Source organism: Halarchaeum acidiphilum MH1-52-1, assembly GCF_000474235.1.
Lineage (GTDB): Archaea > Halobacteriota > Halobacteria > Halobacteriales > Halobacteriaceae > Halarchaeum > Halarchaeum acidiphilum.
Window position 1 is genome coordinate 54,582 of the sequence record NZ_BATA01000003.1, and the last position, 14,150, is coordinate 68,731.

Here is a 14,150-nt window from a genome sequence, read left to right on the forward strand (position 1 = left end):
CCCCACGATGCGACGTCGATCGAACCCGATTCGTCGTCGCGGGCGCCGATCGCGAAACCGGATGGCACGTCCGATCGTCGCGGACGACGCGCTCTGCGCGTCATCGGGTCCTTCGCAGGAAAACGGGCCGGGAGGGAATTGAACTGGGGCGAGACGGTCCTCACTTCGTTCGGCTGCGACTCGCTTGCTCAATTCCCGGGCGTTTTCACTGCTCAGGTTGTTCGCAGGAAAACGGGCCGGGAGGGAATTGAACCCCCGACCGTCTGATTAAGAGTCAGACGCTCTGCCTAACTGAGCTACCGGCCCAACGCATTCACGACTTACCGCGGGGTAGTCAAATAAGTTTCTTTCCGGGGGCGACGTGCGTTGCGGTGACGGGGATCACGCGCGTTCCCGCTGTCGGGAGGGTTAAGTGACGGCGTACGGTATCGGCCCGTAACATGAGTAGCCGGGCCACGATCTCGTCCATGTCGACGTATGCCATCCTCGGCTGCGGGAGCGTCGGACACGCGGTCGCCGAGGAACTCGTCGAGCGCGGGAAGGACGTGCTCATCGTCGATCAGGACGAATCCCGGGTCGAGGCGCTGCGCGATCAGGATCTGAACGCGCAGGCCGCGGACATCCGCGACGAGGAGGTCGCGGAACTCGTCGCCGACCGCGACGTCGTCCTCGTGATGGCCTCCGACGTCGAGGCCAACGAGGCCGCGGTGCGCAACATCCGCGAGCGCGACGACGAGCAGTTCCTCGTCGTGCGCGCGAGCGATCCCGTCTCGAGCGACGAACTCACCGAACTCGGCGCGGACGTCGTCATCAACCCCTCCTCCGTGATCGCGGACGCCGCCCTCCACGCCCTCGAATCGGGCGAGCTCGAATACAAGGCCCGCCAGCTCGCGGAGGTCATCGAGGGGTCGACGTCGCAGCTCGCCATCGTCACCCACGACAACCCCGATCCGGACTCCATCGCCGCCGCGGCGGCGCTCCAGTCCATCGCCGACCACCTCGACGTCGAGGCGGACATCCTCTACTTCGGCGAGATCGGCCATCAGGAGAACCGGGCGTTCGTCAACCTCCTCGACATCGAACTCACGCCGTACGACGACGTCGATATCGACGACTACGACACCATCGCGCTCGTCGATCCCGCGAAGGCCGGCGAGATGCAGGTCGAGGGTCCCATCGACATCTTCATCGACCACTACGAGGCGGGCGACGAGGTGGACGCCGAGTTCGTCGACGTCCGCCCGAACGTCTCCGCGACCTCGACGATCCTCACGAAGTACATTCAGGAGTTCGACCTCTCCGTCTCGCAGGAGGTCGCGACGGCGCTCCTCTACGGGATTCGCGCGGAGACGCTCGACTTCCGCCGCGAGACGACGCCCGCGGACCTGACGGCGGCGGCCTACCTCTACCCGTTCGCGGACCACGACGTCCTCGAGCAGGTGGAGTCGCCGAACATGAGTCCGGAGACCCTCGACGTGCTCGCGGAGGCGATCACGAACCGCGACGTGCAGGGGAGTCACCTGATCAGCGACGCGGGGTTCATCCGCAATCGCGACGCGCTCGCGCAGGCCGCCCAACAACTCCTCAATCTCGAGGGGATCACGACGACCGCGGTGTTCGGGATCGTCGACGACACGATCTACCTCGCCGCGCGCTCGAAGGACATCCGGATGAACATCGGCAAGGTCCTGCAGGACGCCTTCCGCGACATCGGCGAGGCCGGCGGGCACTCCACGCAGGGATCCGCGGAGATCCCGCTCGGGCTGTTCACGGGTATCGAGACGTCGGAGGAGAACCGCGAGACCCTTCTCGGACTCACGGAGGAGGCGGTGAAACGGAAGCTCTTCGACGCGATGGGCGTCGATCAGGAGACGGCGTCGACCGCGCAGAACGGCAGCAGCTAATCAGGCGATCGCCGTCTCGGCGTCGTCGTCCGTCTTGAGCCGCTCGATGACGTCGTTGATGAGGACGACGTCGCCGACCGCGCGCACCCACCGGTAGGGGACGATGACGCCGCGCCGGCCGGTGTCGTAGTCCTCGAAGAGGTCGGGATTGAGTTCGCCGAGCGCGAGCCCGTTGACGACCTCGGCGTCGAGGTCGAGGCGGATGTCCTCGATCTCGCCGACGAAGACGCCGTTGTTCGAGTAGACCTCGCGGCCGACGAGTGTCGTGATCTCCTGCGGTGTGTCGTCCATGTCCGCCTCGAAGGTGCGCCGCCTCTTAACTCTTGGAGCTATCGGGCGCGTCGAGGAGGCTCGCGAGCACGCGGAGCGCGGCGTCCATGTCGGTGGGCGCGCGCCCGAGACTGACGCGAACGCGCGCGTCGTCCTCGAAGAACCGGCCGGGGGCGAGCAGGAGACCGTTCTCCCACGCGCGCTCGACGAGGTCGTCGGTGTCGACGGCCGTCGGCTCGAGGAAGGCGAACGTGCTGCCGTCGGCGACGAACCCCTCGACGTCGTCGCGCTCCGCGATGAACTCCGCGAGGAGCGCCGAGTTCTCCGCGAGCATCGCGCGCTGGTCCGCCAGCAGGTCCTCGCTGTGGTGGAACGCGCGCATCCCGTACGCGCGCGAGACGTCGGCGACGCTCGGGACGTGGTGGGCGACTTCGCGGGCGCGCTCGACGAAGTCGGCGTCGGCGATGAGCCAGCCGATCCGCAGGTCGCCGAGACCGAGGAACTTCGTGAGCGAGCCCGTGATCACGGCGTCCTCGATGCCGGCGGCGGTCGGGCCGCCGAGCGGGCCGTCCGCACGGGCCTGCGCGTCGGTGACGAACGGCGCGTACACCTCATCGACGAGGAGGCGGGCGTCGTAGTCGCGGGCGTGATCCGCGACCGCCGCGAGCGTCTCGCGCTCCGCCAGCCGCCCCGAGGGGTTGTGTCGGTTCGTCACGGTGACGAGGTGCGTGTCGGGCGTGAGCGCCTTCTCGACGCGCTCGGGGACGAGGCGGTAGTCGTCCTCGCGGAGGAAGCGATCGACCGCGGCGCCGAAGGCTCCGGGGTGCGTCGATGGGGCTCGTAGCCGGGTTTCTCGACGAGCGCGCGCAGGCGCTCGTCCTCGGCCCGCTCGCTCTCGGGATCGGCGTCGAGCGCGGTGGCGATGGCGAGGAAGTTCGCGTGACTCGCGCCCGCGGTCACGAGGACGCATTCGGGGTCGACGCCGTACTCGCCCGCGATCTGCATTTCGAGGGTCGCCCCGACCGGTGGGTCGGAACGCCCCTCCAGCGCGGGCGGGACGGTCGATGGGCGCTCCTGTTCCTCGGTGACGCTACGGAGGTCGCTCGACCCGAGATCGTACATCGCGACGTCGGGGCGTCCCTCGAACCACTCGAGGTATTCGATATGGGGGAACACGCCCGGGTCTTCACGCCCGGCACCCAAAGCCGTTGTCGCTCCCGGCTACGTCGGGAACGCGTACGGCGCGTCGAGTCGATCGAGGACGAGCAGCGAGTGGTAGCGTAGATAGGCCGTCGCGGGCCCGCGGAGGAAGACGAGGTAGCAGACGGTACCGAGGGCCGCGAGCGCGACGGCGATGAAGCCCGCGAACGTGGCGACGCGGCCGCCGAGGACCGTGGCGCCGTACGCGAGAGCGAACGGGAGAGCGAAGGCGCCGGCGACGACGCTCCCCGCGACGACGTACGCGACGCCGAGGCAGGCTCGAACGAGGAGGTAGACGCCGAACTCGCCCGGAGCGGCGACGAGCGCCGGCCAGAGCGTGCGCCACCCGTCGCGGACGCCGCCCTCGCCGCGCGCCATCAGCGGGACGACGAACGACGTCGTGAGCGCGGACGCGACGAGCGCGCCGACGCCGAGCGCTCCGACGACGAGCACGCCGACGACGGCGAGCAGGAGACCGACGGCGGAACCGCCGCGCGTCGCGATGAGTGCGCCGGCGACGAGCGCGCCGAGCGGGACGACGACGAGCGCGCCCAGACAGAGGCGGAAGCCGAGGAGCCGGAGACCGTCGCCGAGGTGCGCGACGACCGAGGGCGCGAGCGCGTCACCGCGCGCCTCCGCGACGTCCACGAGGACGAACTCGAAGACGGAGGCGAGCAGACCGAGGACGAGGACGAGGACGAGCGCGAACGCGAGGAGTCCCCGCACCCGTGGCGACAGCGGCGAGACGGCCGTCGTCGGGAGACCGACCCCGTTCAGCGGCAGGACCGCGATGCCGACGCCGGGCGGTCGGAGGGGCGTCCCGCCGGCGAAGACGGCGAGGAGCGCGAACCGGAGCCAGACGCCGGTGCGGACGGGGAGGAGGAGGCCGCGGGTCTCGGCGTACGCGCGGCGGAGCGTCTCGACGGCGTACCACGACATACCCGGATCTGGGCGCGGTGGAGGAAAAAGACGACGACCCGGGCGGTGTCGCCCCGAGCCTCCGCCGCGGGCCGTCGGCTTTACCATTGGCGGCCGACTCACTCCGAGACGATGCACCCGGCCGTCCTCGCGCTCCGCCTCATCGGCGGCGTCTCCCTCCTCCTCATGAACGGCTTCTTCGTCGTCGCGGAGTTCTCGCTCACGCGCGTCCGGCAGTTCCCCGAGTCGGCCTTCGACGAGCCGGGTCTCCGGCGGGCGTGGGAGATGACCGAGGAGCTCGAGGTCTATCTCTCGGGGTGTCAGGTCGGAATCACGATCGCGTCCGTCGGTCTCGGCGTCGTCGCGGAGCCGGCGGTGGCGGCCGTGCTCCACGCGCTCGGCGTCTCGGTCGGGACCGCGCCGTCGCACGCCCTCGCCGCGGTCGTCGCGTTCGCGCTCGTGAACTTCTCGCACGTCGTCGTCGGCGAGCAGATCCCGACGTACCTCGGCGTCGAGCGCACGCAGCAGGTCGTGCGCTACGGCGCGCTCGGACTCTACTACTGGACGAAGGCGTTCTACCCCGTGATCAGTCTCGCCGACTGGCTGGCGAAGACGTCGCTCTCCGCGCTCGGAGTCGAGATGACGCGCTCGTGGACCGAGGAAGAGACGGAGGGGGAGGCGGACGTTCGGACGCGCGCCGGCCTCCGCGAGGCGATGGGCGACGTCCTCCGGCGCGGCGTCGAATCCGAGGAGCGCCGCGAGGAGGTGCTCGGTGCCCTCGAAATCGGCACCGAACCCGTCCGCGACGTCGCCGTCCCGCGCGAGGCGATCGTCGCGCTCTCCACGGACAACACGTTCGCGGAGAACCTCGCGGTGATGGAGACCCACCCGCACACGCGCTTCCCGCTCGTCGGCGACTCCCTCGACGAGTTCGAGGGGATCGTCTACACGCCCGTCGTCCTCCGCGAGTACGACGCGCTCAGCGACGGCGACCTCACGATCGGCGAAATCGCGCACGAACCGATGTCCGTCGCGGCGGACGCCTCCGTCGCGGCCGTCATCGACGCGTTCCAAGCGCGCAAGCAGGAACTCGCCCTCGTCGTGGACGGCGGCGACGTGACGGGGATGGTGACGCCGACGGACGCCTTCGAGGAGATCACGGGCGAACTCGGCGATCCCGTCGAGGAGCCGGACATATGACCGGCGGGACCGGGTTCGAGGCGCTCGCGTTCGTCTTCGTCGCCGGTCTCGTCACCGACCTCGCGACCGGTCTCGGCGCGCTCCCGTTCTTCTACGTCGAGGAGATCTCGGATCGCGCGACGGTCGCGCTCTGGGGCGTCGCCTCCGGCATCATGCTCGCCGCGTCCGTCTTCGGTCTCGCCCGCGAGGGCCTCGCGTACTCGCACGGACTCCCGGTCCTCCTCGCCGCCGGCGCGCTCGTCGGCGTCGTCCTCGTCGAGGTCTCGGATCGCCTGCTCGCTCGCCTCGACGTCGGGGGCGACGGCGCGACCGTCGACGGCGGGACGGTCAGCCCCGACATCGATCCGTCCGCCATCGCCACGGCCGACCTCCGGACGCTCGTCCTCGTCCTCGGCGTCCTCACCGTCCACTCGTTCCCGGAGGGGGTCGCCGTCGGCGTCTCCTTCGCCGAACTCGGTCTCCGCGGCGGCGTCGACGTCCTCGGACTCGCCGTCCCGCCGCTCGCCGTGCTGATGACCGTCGCCATCAGCGTGCACAACGTCCCGGAGGGTCTCGCGGTCAGCATCCCGCTGAAGGCGATGGACGTCGGCGAGTGGCGGATGGTCGGCGCCGCCGTTTTCTCCAGTCTCCCGCAGCCCATCGGCGCCGTGATCGCGTTCGCGTTCGTCCGCGTCGCCCGCGCCTTCCTCCCCTTCGGCTTCGGGTTCGCCGGCGGCGCGATGATCTACCTCGTGTGCACCGAGTTCGTCCCCGACGCCCTCGACGCCGGATCCGACCTCCCGCATCGCGGTATCCCGGCGTTCCTCGCGGGCGCGCTCGCCGGCGCGGGAGTGATGGTCCCGTTGTTGTTCGTGCACGTCGGCCCGTAGGGGCGACGCACAGCACGAACGCTGAACGTCGCGAAGCGTGAGCACGTCGGCCCGTAGGGGCGACGCACAGCACGAACGCCAAGCGAAGTGCGGCGTGAGTGCAGTGGGACCGTAGGGCCGCCGGACCGCCTGAACAGAGCGGACGACCGGCGTCGGCGGCGGAACGTTTTTGCGACGCTCAACCGTCGCGTGAGACATGCCCGCCTTCGGTCCCGGTGCGGTCGTCCTCCTCCTCGCACAGGCACTCGTCGCCGCCGGCGTCTACGCGGTGGCGACTCGTCACGGCTCGCGTTACCCGCGTGTCGGCGCGGTCATCGTCTTCCTCGTGGGGGCGGCGGTGCTGTTCACCGTGCCGACGCTCGCGGTCGCCACCGGTCTCCTCGTCCTCGAAGCCGCGGCGGTGGCACTGTGCTACCTGTTCGTGCGCTCCCGCGGCGGACGGGGACGACCGGCGGCGTAGGTCGTCGATTCAGCACGCGGTAGCGGGGAGCCGCCCGCAAGTGCGAGGACGCGAGCGGGCGGGCGGAAGCGGACGCGCGTTCGCAACGGATTACGCCGCGTGGGGACCGTATTCCGTCGTATTGCCGGCCTCGCACACGCCGGGGTCGGTGCCACGAGTAGACTGGCACCCGTGGTGCGACGGCGGGCCGTCGCACCCCGCACTCGGGGACGACGCGTGCTTCCGGGGGGAATTTGGGTCTCACCTGTGGCTAACGCCCGTCCGATCTCGGTAAAGGGATAAACCGTCCGGGGCACTCACATCAGTCGTGAGCACGCGATCCGACGCGATGTCGACAGTAGCGACGAACAGAACGAGACGACGGCGCGGGACCGTCCCCGACGAGCGGGGGCGGTGGCACGCATGAAGGTCGGCGGTCGCCTCGGGACACTCCTCGTCACCGCTCTCGTGATCACGGCCGCGCTCGGGGCGGTCGCGCCCGCGGCGTCGGCGGCGTCCTCCTCGTCGGGCGGCAGTTCGGGCAGTTCGTCCGATAACACCAGCGCGTACGTCACGGTCGGGAACGTCACGGTCAACCCGGACAACCCGGTGACCAACGAGCGGACGACCATCACCGCGACCCTCCAGAACGCGGAGAGCGGGTCGGAGAGCGTTCAGATCACGCAAGTGAGCCTGCAGGGCGGCTCGACGTACGTGGCGGCGGACGACGTCGGGACGCTCGGGCCGGGCGCCTCGGTACAGGTCCCCTTCTCCACCTCCTTCGACTCGGCCGGATGGAAGCACCTCACCGTCGTCCTGCGCGGCATTCAGGAGAGCGGCAGCGTCGTCGTCATCAAGAAGCCGGTCTACGTCAAGGTCGACGAGGCCACGGTCGATCCCGGCGTGACCGCGAAAGCCACCGTCGAGAACGGATCGTCCGTCCTCGAAGCGACGCTCGCCGAGCACGGCACGGTCGACCTCGAGGACGCGCAACTCGACGCCGTCGTCGACGGTGAGACGGTCGCGACCAAGTCCCTCGCGGACGTCGACGGCCAGAGCGAGCGGACGGTGACCTTCGACGGCACCGACATCCCCGCCGGGAACGTGACGCTCGTCGCGCGCTACACGGCGCAGGACGAGGACGGATCGGCCAGCACGTCGCTCCGGTACACGCCGCAGGACACCGGGAAGATGGACGTCACCGGTCTCGAAGTCTCGGGCGGCGCCGGGAGCTACACGATCAACGGCGACGCGTCGAACCTCGGCAGCGCCGACGCGGAGTCCGTCGTCGTCAGCGTCGTCGACTCGTCGTCGATCTCGCAGACCGAGTCGTACTACGTCGGCGAAGTCGAGACGAGCGAGTTCGCCACGTTCGAGGTCAGCGCGGACGTCACGAGCGACGTCGATTCCATCCCGGTCCGCCTCAGCTACGCGGCGAACGGCGAACAGCACTCGCAGATCGTGAACGTGGACGTGAGCGACACGAACGCCGGGACGGCGTTCGGAAGCGCGAGCGCGAGCGGAAGCGCCTCGGGACGGAGCGGTCCGCCGGGCGGCGCTGGCGGCGGTCTCCCCACAACGAAGATCGCCATCGTGGTCGGCGTGATCGTCCTCCTCGCCGCCGCGGTGCTCGTCCACCGCTGGCGCAACCCGTGAACAGATGAGCGTCATCGAACTCCACGACGTCGTGAAGCGCTACGAGAGCGGGGCGCAGACCGTCACGGCGCTGAAGGGCGTCGACTTCCACGCCGATCGCGGCGAGATGGTCACCATCATCGGTCCCTCCGGGTCCGGCAAGAGCACGATGCTCAACATGATCGGCCTGCTCGACACGCCGACGGCCGGGACGGTGCTCCTCGACGACCGCGACGTCACGGACTTCACGGAGGACGAACTGACCGAGGAGCGACGCACGAACCTCGGATTCGTCTTTCAGGACTTCCACCTGCTCCCCATGTTGACCGCCGTCGAGAACGTCGAACTCCCGTCGGTCTGGGACACGTCCGTCGATCGGCGCGACCGAGCGATCGACCTGCTGAAGCGGGTCGGTCTCGGCGATCGACTCGATCACACGCCGGACGAACTCTCGGGCGGCCAACAGCAGCGCGTCGCGATCGCGCGCTCGCTCATCAACGGACCCGACATCCTCCTCGCGGACGAGCCGACCGGCAACCTCGATCAGGACACCGGACAGACGATCCTCGAGGAGGTCACGCGGCTCAAGCAGGAGGAGAACATCGCCGTCGTGGCCGTGACGCACGACGAGCAGATGCTCGAATACACCGACCGCACCGTCCGCATCGTGGACGGGGTGATCCAGCAGTGAGTATCGCGGACACCCTCTGGCACTTCCCGAGCGCGATGATGGCGTGGCGGAACCTCGGGCGCAACCGGATGCGCACCGCGCTCGCCGCGCTCGGCATCGTCATCGGCGTCGTCGCCATCGCCTCGCTCGGGATGGCCGGCGTCGCCATCCAGCAGCAGGCGACGTCGAACCTCGGGAGCCTCACGAATCAAGTGTCGGTCTCCGCGGGGCAGGACAGCGACTACGACGGCGTGACCGACGATCAGGTCGAGGAGATACGGAGCCTCCTGACGAACGCACAGGCCATCCCGCAGAAGACGAACTCGACGACCGTCTCCTCGCGCGGCAAGGAGGCCTACGTGAGCGTGACGGGGGTGACGGACGCGAACGCACTCTACGACGTCACCGAGGGCACCGCTCCCGAGCGCCTCCAGACGGGCGCGCTCATCTCCAACAGCACCGCCCAGCAGCTCGGCCTCGAACTCGGCGATCCCGTCGAGTACGACGGCCACCTCTACCGTATCGCCGGACTCATCGACTCGAGCAGCGGCTTCGGGCCGGGCGGCGGCCGCGGCGAACTCGTCATCCCGATCTCCGGGCTCGCCGACCAGCAGTACTACGACTCGGTGACGATCACCGCCGACGACGGCGACGCCGCGAGCAACATCGCCAATCGGCTCGACGAGCACTTCAACAGCGAGGGCCACGAGGACGAGGAGATCCTGCGCGTCTCGAGCTACGCCAACGTACAGGGTCAGATCAGCTCGTTCATGAACACCCTGCAGTTGGCGTTGCTCGGCATCGGTGGCATCTCGCTCATCGTCGCGAGCGTCGCCATCCTGAACGTGATGCTGATGAGCACCGTCGAACGCCGGGGCGAGATCGGCGTCCTACGCGCCGTCGGTATCAGGCGTGGGGAGGTGTTGCGCATGATCCTCACCGAGGCCGCGCTCCTCGGGACGCTCGGCGGTCTCGTCGGTGCGCTCGCCGCGCTCGCCGTCGGCGCGATGATGTTCCACGTCCTCGTCGGCGACGCGAGCGCGGCCCTCCAGTGGTCCAGCGCGCGCTACCTCGTGTACGGCTTCGCGTTCGCCGTCTTCGCGAGCGTGCTGAGCGGGATCTACCCGGCGTGGAAGGCCGCGAACGACTCGCCGGTCGAGGCCCTGCGGGGGTGAGCGTGCGCCGCGACGACGCGTCCATCGACGACCGCACTCGCCGCCTCCTCGACTGGATCGAGGGGAACGAGAACCGCTCGCGCGTCGTCCGCGCGCTCGCCGAGCGCCCGCGGAACGCGAACCAGCTCGCGACGGCGCTCGACCTCCACTACCGGACGATCACTCACCACCTCCGCCGCCTGACCTCGCGCGGCGTCGTCACCTCCGTCGGAGACGGATACGGGGAGACGTACTTCGTCGCCGACCGCGTCGCCGCGCACGTCGAGACCGACGCGACGGCGAGCGGGGGTGCGGGCGAGGTGGGCGCGGAGACGCCCGCGAATCCGGACGAGGCGAGCGCGACGGACACGGACGACGATGCGACGGACACGGGGGGCGAGCGCGATGTCTGATCACCTCGCCCTGCGACGCACCGCGGCGCTCCTCGTCGTCGCCGTCGCGGTCGCCGCCGGCGTCGTCGTCGCCCTCCCGGGCCTGCTGATGCCGTTCTATCCGCCGGGGGTGTTCGGCGTCCTCGTGCGCGCGAAGGTCTTCTTCGCGACGCTCGTCGTCGTCCTGCTCGCCGCGCTGTTCGTCACCTACGCGCGCCTCTACCGGGAGCTACCGACGCGCTTCACCCGCGGCCTCCTCCTGTTCACCGCCGCGTTGCTGCTCTACGCCGCGACCGCGAACCCCGTCCTCCCGCTGCTCCTCGGCTTCGGCCGACCGCGCCCGATCGGGCCCTTCACCTTCCTCCCGGAGGCGTTCACCTGCGTCGCCGTGCTCGTCCTCTACTACCAGAGTAACACCTAGGTCGGGGGGAATTTGGGCCTCAGTCGTGGCGAATCTCGGCGGTCGTACTTACGTGACGCCCGCCAACCGCCGTCCGCGATGGCATCCATCTCCACGGAGCGAAACCCGAAGGCGGTGCGCCTCGAACGCTACCTCCGCGAGCGACTCGACGCGGGTCCCTTCTACTGTAAGAGCAAGGAGATCGCCGCCGACCTCTCGCTCTCCGCGAGCCAAGTCGGCCAGTTCCTCGGCCGCTTCGACGGCGAAGAGACCGACGTCGTCGCCGAGCGCTGGGCGTACTCCGGCGGGACGCGGTGGTACGTGCGGCCGGCCGACGCCGGACGCGAGTAGCCCGCGCGTCGTCGCGGTTCGCTGAGTCTCACCTCGCCTTCGTTCGGCGAGGCCAACGCGAACGAAATTCGCTGAGTCTCACCTCGCCTTCGTTCGGCGAGACCAACGCGAACGAAATTCGCTGAGTCTCACCTCGCCTTCGTTCGGCGAGACCAGTAGCACATATCCCGTCCCGATCCCTAGCGGCGCGCATGAGTGACGGACCGAGTCGGGGGATCGATCGGCGCGCGTTCATGAAGTCCGCGCTCGCCATCGGCGGCGCGAGCGCGCTCTCGGCGTGCCTCGACCGGACGAGCGACGAGGACGTCCCCCGCGGGACGACCGAGACCGACCCGTCGAGTCTCCCGGAGCGCCAGCACGCGTGGAACGACGCGCTCGCGCGCGACGACGCCGGGAACCCGGAGCCGGTGCAACACCGTCTCCTCCTCCTCCTCGACTACGACGGCGACGGCGCGCCGAGCGACGCCGACCGGCGGACGGTCGCGGACGCGCTCGACGCGCTCGAACGCGCGTACGCGTGGCGTCACGACGGGCTCCTCTCGACGATGGCCTACTCGCCCGCGTACTTCGATCGCTTCGAGACCGACCTCCCGGAGAGCGTCGATCTCCCCGCACCGACGGCGCTCGCGTCCTTCGAGGACCCCGCACTCGACACGCCGGACGCGATCCTCCACCTCGCGAGCGACCACGCGCACGTCCTCCTCGCCGTCGAGCAGGCGCTGACGGGGGAGACGGACGCTCTCAACGGCGTTTCGGTGGACGCGACGCTCACCGACGTCTTCAGCGTCGCCCAGCGTCGCACCGGATTCAAGGGCGACGGACACCCCGCCGACAATCAGGACGCGCGCGGCGTCCCGACGTCCAAGCCCGTCCCCGACGACGCCCCGCTCTACATGGGGTTCAAGTCCGGCTACACGGAGACGCAGGCGAGCGAGGACCGCGTCACGATCGAGTCGGGACCGTTCGCGGGCGGGACGACCCAGCACGCCTCGCACATGCGTCTCAACCTCGAACAGTGGTACGAGCAGGACGACCGCGAGGCCCGCGTCGGGAAGATGTTCTGCCCCTATCACGCCGAGCACGACGTCGTCGAGGGAGCGGGGGACAACCTCGGGACGGACGCCGCGATGTCGAAGGCGAAGCCCGCGGCGGAGGCTGCGGAGACGGACGGCTTCGTCGGGCACAGCCAGAAGATGTTCGGTCTGCGCGAGGACGGCCGCCCGCTCATCCTCCGCCGCGACTTCGACTCGACCGACGGCGGCCACGCCGGTCTCCACTTCGTCTGCTATCAGCGCGCGATCTCGGAGTTCGTCGCGACCCGCGAAGCGATGAACGGCGACGACCTCGCCGGCGACTCCCCGCTCGGGCGACGCGACAACAACGGTATCCTCCAGTACATCGACGTCGCCAATCGGGGGAACTACCTCGTGCCGCCGCGATCGCTGCGCGCCCTCCCCACCCCCCGTGGCGATGCGTGAGGACGACTCCGGGCCGGCGAGCGACGCGTCGTCCCCGCCACGGCGTGTGAGCCGACGGTCGTTCCTCGCCGCGTCCGCGACCGGCGCGATCACCGGTCTCGCCGGCTGTTCGTCGCTGAACCTCACGAGCGACGAGACCGGCGACTCGTCCGGGAGCGAGAACGCGACGGTCGCGGATCGCCCCGACGCCGTCTACTACCCGACGCACGTCGACGGCATGCTGCTGAGCGGGGTGCGGAAGGCGAACGGGTACGCCTGCGCGCTCACGTACACGATGCCGCACGCGTTCTGGCTCGTCACCGGGGAGCGCGCGACCCGCGCCGGCCCGACCGCCGACGACGAGATCCACGTCATGCCCGTCGTCTGGGACGCGGAGACCGGCCAGCGCCTCACCGATCTCAATCCCGTGCTCCGGTTCCGCGACGGCGGGCGCGTACTCACGTCCGACGCCCCGTGGCCGATGCTCGCCCAACAGATGGGCTTTCACTTCGGCGACAACGTCGCCCTCCCCGGCGGCGGCACGTACGACGTCACGCTCCGCGTCGGCGCGCCCGCCGCGCGACACACCGGCGCGCTCGCGACGCCCGACTCCGCGACGTTCGACTTCTCGCTCGCCTACTCCCCGAAGGAACTCGACGCGATCAGCTACCGGACGCTCGATCAGGCGGGCGAACGCGGCGCCGTCGAACCGATGGACATGACGGCGGTCCCGAGCGCCGCCCTCCCGAAACCCGACGCCCTCCCCGGACGCCTCCTCGGAACCGGCACGGCCGGCGATGCGGCCGTCGTCGCGACCGTCCTCGACGACGCGACGCGCTTCGGCGGCGACGACAGCGACGTCTACCTCGCCGTCTCCCCGCGCACGCCCTACAATCGCTATCCGCTCCCCATGGCCGGACTCGACGCGCGCGTCGGCGGGACGACCCACGACCTCCGCGAGACCATCGACGGCGAACTCGGCCACCACTACGGCGCCGCGATCGGCGGCGACGTCGAGGACGCGCCCGTCACCGTCAGCGTCGACGTCCCCCCGCAAGTGTCGCGCCACGAGGGCTACGAGACCGCGTTCCTCGACACGCCGCGCGTGACGCTCGGCGAGTAGCGACCACGGCTCGCGCGACTCGATGCTGCGGCCCAACGACCTCGAAAAACCGACCGAGCGTCGCGAACGCATTGGGGGACTGCTGTCCGACGCGAACCGTCGAGAACGAACGCGGCGATGAGACACGCCGCGTTCTCGCTCGCTACGTTCGCGAGACCAACGCATCCT

General features: G+C 69.9%; 15 protein-coding genes and 1 tRNA gene. 12 read left to right on the forward strand and 4 right to left on the reverse strand.

From position 1 onward, the window contains the following. Window positions 1-232 precede the first annotated feature (232 nt). Window positions 233-306, reverse strand: a tRNA-Lys gene (locus AOZ13_RS01215). A gap of 134 nt (window positions 307-440) precedes the next feature. Between AOZ13_RS01215 and AOZ13_RS01220 the strand changes: the two genes are divergently transcribed. Continuing rightward, window positions 441-1,904, forward strand: coding sequence for a DHH family phosphoesterase (locus AOZ13_RS01220; RefSeq protein ID WP_044957319.1), 1,464 nt, complete (start codon window positions 441-443; stop codon window positions 1,902-1,904). On the opposite strand, the gene AOZ13_RS01225 is transcribed toward AOZ13_RS01220, so the two are convergent. From AOZ13_RS01225 to AOZ13_RS01235, 3 genes are all read right to left on the reverse strand, one after another. Then, window positions 1,905-2,195: a PRC-barrel domain-containing protein gene (locus tag AOZ13_RS01225; protein WP_020221198.1), complete on the reverse strand. Its 291-nt coding sequence runs from the start codon at window positions 2,193-2,195 to the stop codon at window positions 1,905-1,907. Between the two features lie 25 nt (window positions 2,196-2,220). Beyond that, complete coding sequence (locus AOZ13_RS01230) at window positions 2,221-3,144, reverse strand: pyridoxal phosphate-dependent aminotransferase (protein WP_234402801.1); 924 nt, start codon at window positions 3,142-3,144, stop codon at window positions 2,221-2,223. 251 nt (window positions 3,145-3,395) lie between these two features. Further along, on the reverse strand, window positions 3,396-4,313 hold the full coding sequence (locus AOZ13_RS01235; protein WP_021779588.1) for a DUF7544 domain-containing protein: 918 nt from the start codon (window positions 4,311-4,313) through the stop codon (window positions 3,396-3,398). A gap of 111 nt (window positions 4,314-4,424) precedes the next feature. Here AOZ13_RS01235 and AOZ13_RS01240 point away from each other — a divergent pair, with 111 nt between their 5' ends. The 11 genes from AOZ13_RS01240 to AOZ13_RS01290 all read left to right on the forward strand — a co-directional run bounded on the left by AOZ13_RS01240 (window position 4,425) and on the right by AOZ13_RS01290 (window position 13,982). After that, complete coding sequence (locus AOZ13_RS01240) at window positions 4,425-5,492, forward strand: CNNM domain-containing protein (RefSeq protein WP_021779589.1); 1,068 nt, start codon at window positions 4,425-4,427, stop codon at window positions 5,490-5,492. Then, window positions 5,489-6,361 (forward strand): ZIP family metal transporter, encoded by an 873-nt coding sequence (locus tag AOZ13_RS01245; RefSeq protein WP_020221428.1) that lies wholly within the window; start codon window positions 5,489-5,491, stop codon window positions 6,359-6,361. The genes AOZ13_RS01240 and AOZ13_RS01245 overlap by 4 nt, the downstream gene beginning before the upstream one ends. Window positions 6,362-6,557: 196 nt before the next feature. Then, window positions 6,558-6,821 carry a hypothetical protein gene (locus AOZ13_RS01250; RefSeq protein WP_020221429.1) on the forward strand — a complete coding sequence of 88 codons (264 nt, stop codon included), beginning with the start codon at window positions 6,558-6,560 and terminating at the stop codon, window positions 6,819-6,821. A gap of 402 nt (window positions 6,822-7,223) precedes the next feature. Continuing rightward, complete coding sequence (locus AOZ13_RS01255) at window positions 7,224-8,456, forward strand: CARDB domain-containing protein (protein WP_020221430.1); 1,233 nt, start codon at window positions 7,224-7,226, stop codon at window positions 8,454-8,456. Window positions 8,457-8,460: 4 nt separating this feature from the next. After that, window positions 8,461-9,126, forward strand: coding sequence for an ABC transporter ATP-binding protein (locus tag AOZ13_RS01260; protein WP_020221431.1), 666 nt, complete (start codon window positions 8,461-8,463; stop codon window positions 9,124-9,126). Continuing rightward, entirely contained in the window at window positions 9,123-10,280 is a 1,158-nt protein-coding gene (locus tag AOZ13_RS01265) for an ABC transporter permease (RefSeq protein WP_020221432.1), read from the forward strand. The genes AOZ13_RS01260 and AOZ13_RS01265 overlap by 4 nt, the downstream gene beginning before the upstream one ends. Continuing rightward, window positions 10,277-10,672, forward strand: coding sequence for an ArsR/SmtB family transcription factor (locus AOZ13_RS15345; RefSeq protein WP_020221433.1), 396 nt, complete (start codon window positions 10,277-10,279; stop codon window positions 10,670-10,672). The genes AOZ13_RS01265 and AOZ13_RS15345 overlap by 4 nt, the downstream gene beginning before the upstream one ends. Continuing rightward, on the forward strand, window positions 10,665-11,072 hold the full coding sequence (locus AOZ13_RS01275) for a hypothetical protein (RefSeq protein WP_020221434.1): 408 nt from the start codon (window positions 10,665-10,667) through the stop codon (window positions 11,070-11,072). The genes AOZ13_RS15345 and AOZ13_RS01275 overlap by 8 nt, the downstream gene beginning before the upstream one ends. A gap of 78 nt (window positions 11,073-11,150) precedes the next feature. Next, entirely contained in the window at window positions 11,151-11,402 is a 252-nt protein-coding gene (locus AOZ13_RS01280; protein WP_020221435.1) for a DUF7123 family protein, read from the forward strand. A gap of 191 nt (window positions 11,403-11,593) precedes the next feature. After that, the gene (locus tag AOZ13_RS01285) at window positions 11,594-12,880 is read left to right on the forward strand and encodes a DUF7405 family protein (RefSeq protein ID WP_020222589.1); all 1,287 of its coding nucleotides are present in this window, start codon (window positions 11,594-11,596) and stop codon (window positions 12,878-12,880) included. Then, window positions 12,873-13,982: an iron transporter gene (locus AOZ13_RS01290; protein ID WP_021779591.1), complete on the forward strand. Its 1,110-nt coding sequence runs from the start codon at window positions 12,873-12,875 to the stop codon at window positions 13,980-13,982. Before AOZ13_RS01285 ends, AOZ13_RS01290 begins: the two co-directional genes overlap by 8 nt. Window positions 13,983-14,150 lie beyond the last annotated feature (168 nt).

Excerpts from the sequence above, each read along its gene's own strand:
- AOZ13_RS01275 (WP_020221434.1), top strand. The coding sequence starts at position 10,665 with ATGTCTGATCACCTCGCCCTGCGACGCACCGCGGCGCTCCTCGTCGTC.
- AOZ13_RS01230 (WP_234402801.1), bottom strand. The coding sequence starts at position 3,144 with ATGCGTCCTCGTGACCGCGGGCGCGAGTCACGCGAACTTCCTCGCCAT.
- AOZ13_RS01220 (WP_044957319.1), top strand. The coding sequence starts at position 441 with ATGAGTAGCCGGGCCACGATCTCGTCCATGTCGACGTATGCCATCCTC.
- AOZ13_RS01260 (WP_020221431.1), top strand. The coding sequence starts at position 8,461 with ATGAGCGTCATCGAACTCCACGACGTCGTGAAGCGCTACGAGAGCGGG.
- AOZ13_RS01245 (WP_020221428.1), top strand. The coding sequence starts at position 5,489 with ATGACCGGCGGGACCGGGTTCGAGGCGCTCGCGTTCGTCTTCGTCGCC.
- AOZ13_RS01240 (WP_021779589.1), top strand. The coding sequence starts at position 4,425 with ATGCACCCGGCCGTCCTCGCGCTCCGCCTCATCGGCGGCGTCTCCCTC.
- AOZ13_RS01225 (WP_020221198.1), bottom strand. The coding sequence starts at position 2,195 with ATGGACGACACACCGCAGGAGATCACGACACTCGTCGGCCGCGAGGTC.
- AOZ13_RS01250 (WP_020221429.1), top strand. The coding sequence starts at position 6,558 with ATGCCCGCCTTCGGTCCCGGTGCGGTCGTCCTCCTCCTCGCACAGGCA.
- AOZ13_RS01235 (WP_021779588.1), bottom strand. The coding sequence starts at position 4,313 with ATGTCGTGGTACGCCGTCGAGACGCTCCGCCGCGCGTACGCCGAGACC.
- AOZ13_RS01255 (WP_020221430.1), top strand. The coding sequence starts at position 7,224 with ATGAAGGTCGGCGGTCGCCTCGGGACACTCCTCGTCACCGCTCTCGTG.
- AOZ13_RS01285 (WP_020222589.1), top strand. The coding sequence starts at position 11,594 with ATGAGTGACGGACCGAGTCGGGGGATCGATCGGCGCGCGTTCATGAAG.
- AOZ13_RS01290 (WP_021779591.1), top strand. The coding sequence starts at position 12,873 with ATGCGTGAGGACGACTCCGGGCCGGCGAGCGACGCGTCGTCCCCGCCA.
- AOZ13_RS01280 (WP_020221435.1), top strand. The coding sequence starts at position 11,151 with ATGGCATCCATCTCCACGGAGCGAAACCCGAAGGCGGTGCGCCTCGAA.